1 protein-coding gene is annotated in these 2,404 nt (G+C 65.5%); it reads left to right on the top strand.

Annotated features, from left to right (window positions below; genetic code table 11):
* Positions 1–151 precede the first annotated feature (151 nt).
* A partial coding sequence (locus tag ABZ885_RS39465; RefSeq protein ID WP_360199769.1) for a hypothetical protein occupies positions 152–2,404 on the top strand: 2,253 nt, incomplete at its 3' end.

Here is a 2,404-nt window from a genome sequence, read left to right as displayed (position 1 = left end):
GTTGTTGCCTTCGACTCGCTGCGCACGTACTCGTCGAAGCCCTCGAACAAGGCCCTCTGACCTGACGTGCCCCACTCCCTCAGGAACTGCTCTCCCCGATCGTCCGGGTCCGAGCGAGGCCAATCCCCCAAGAGGCAGTGGCCACCCCACGGTGCCCGCAGACGAGGTCTTCCGAACGGACTGCGGCATCTGCATCCTCCGCGCCGAACCCGGTATCGGCAAGTCCACTCTGCTGCGCGCCTACATCAGCAATTCGGTCGATCATTGGCTATCCGGCAGGGTGCAGAGGACCATCCCACTCATGGTCAACGCCGTAGCTCTGGCGGGCACGGACCCACTGCCCGCAGCGCTCGCAAGGGCCAGCACCAGCGAGTTGAAGCAGTTTGGGTTGCTGGACGAGGTGACACCGGACTTCTTCCGCCATCAGCCGCGCGCGGGGGTGCCATGGCTGGTACTGGTCGATGGCCTGGATGAAGTCCCAGACACCGACGCTCGCAGTGCCATTCTGCGGCTTCTCGCTGACACCGCCGAGACCTCGCCGACGCTGTACCGGTTTGTCGTCGCCACACGCCCCCTACCCACCGGTGAACTCGACGATCTAGGCCCGCAGGTTCCGCACTTCCAACTGCAGCCTTTCTCCCCCCACGACCTGCACGACTACGCAATGCGATGGTTCCGCGATCTAGACGATCCACCCCACCATGCCAGAACTTTCACGGCCGAACTCCAACGCTCCGGCCTGAGCGGCCTGGCCCGTACTCCGCTGATGGCTTCCATGCTGTGTCAGCTCTACGCGGCCAATCCGGCCCGCTCGCTGCCCGGCGGCCGGACTGGGGTCTACCAATCGTTCGTCGAACTGATCTACGAGCAGAATACCCACAAGCACATCGCTAGTGCCCACGACAAAGCAATCCAGACCTTAAAGAACCGCCATCAAATCCCCAAAGACAGCCTGGCTGCCGAACAGGCCGCACAACTGGTACGTGCCCACCTCCCGGAGCTCATCGATTACCTGGCTTACCAGAGGATCACCGTCGGCGCTCTTCCCGCCATCCAGGTGCTGGCCTCGCACCTCCACGTAAACCGTCCCGAAAAGGTCAAGGAAGACCACTGGAACCACTTCATCGGCGACCTTCTACGACCCACAGGCCTACTGACGCAGCGCGCGGACGATTTCGACTTCCTCCACCAGACACTCCTCGAATATCACGCAGCCCGATACGCCACCCGCGACGAACAAGCCAGACTTCAGGTACTCTGCGACTTGTTTCCTCCTTGGCCACCCGCTACCAGCGGACGTCGGGAGCCACCGACCACGGAATCCTCCTACCTAGGTTTCCTCCTCGACGGACTTCTTATCCCCGAAGACCACATCGCCACATTGACCGCTCAGCACGTGGAAGCTCTCACGGCTCACGGAAGACGGAGTGCCTGCGAGTTCCTCGTCATCCAAGTGAGGCTACACACCAGCTTCCCCGCCGGTCCCACTGCCGCCCAACTGAACCGCTTCGCTGACGACGCCACCCTAGATGACACTACCCGCGTATCGGCGGCGGACGCTCTGGTCGGGGTGGACCGGGAGGCTGGCATCACCCAGCTCATCCGCTTCGCTGACGACGCCATCCTGGACGACACGGACCGCGTTCAGGCGGCCTGGGCCCTGGCCGAGGTGGAGCGGCAAACCGGGATCACCAGGCTCACCCGCTTTGCCGACGACAACACCCTGGACGGCACCGACCGCGTTCAGGCGGCCTGGGCCCTGGCCGAGGTGGACCGGCAAACCGGGATCACCAGGCTCACCCACCTCGCGGACGACAACACCCTGGACGACACGGACCGTGTGTGGGCAGCGGACGCTCTGGTCGAGGTGGACCGGGAGGCTGGCATCACCCAGCTCACCTGCCTCGCTGACGACGCCATCCTGGACGACACCGCCCGCGTGCGGGCAGCCTGGGCCATGACCAAGCTGGACAGGCTCCGCGAAGATGCCGTCGCCCGGCTCACCCTGCTCGTCAACGACACCACCCTCAACGACACCGCCCGAGTTCAGGCGGCCTGGGCCCTGGCCGAGGTGGACCAGGAGGCCTGCATCACCCGGCTCACCCGGTTCGCCGACGACGCCGGGCTTGATCACACCGCCCGCGTGCGGGCGGCCTGGGCCCTGGCCACGAAGGTGGACCGACACGCTGGCATCATCCGGCTCGCCCGCTTCGCCGACGACAACACCCTGGACGACACGGACCGTGTGTGGGCAGCAGACGCTCTGGCCGAGGTGGACCGGGAAGCCGGCGCTACCCGGCTCACCCACCTCGCCGACGACAACACCCTGGACGACACGGACCGTGTGTGGGCAGCAGACGCTCTGGCCGAGGTGGACCGGGAAGCCGGCGCTACCCGGCTCACC

The sequence above is a fragment of the Kitasatospora sp. NPDC047058 genome (genome assembly GCF_040643935.1).
In the GTDB taxonomy this organism is placed as follows: domain Bacteria; phylum Actinomycetota; class Actinomycetes; order Streptomycetales; family Streptomycetaceae; genus Kitasatospora.
The sequence above is the reverse complement of the archived record's forward strand: the minus strand, read 5'-3'. Positions and strand labels throughout refer to the sequence as shown.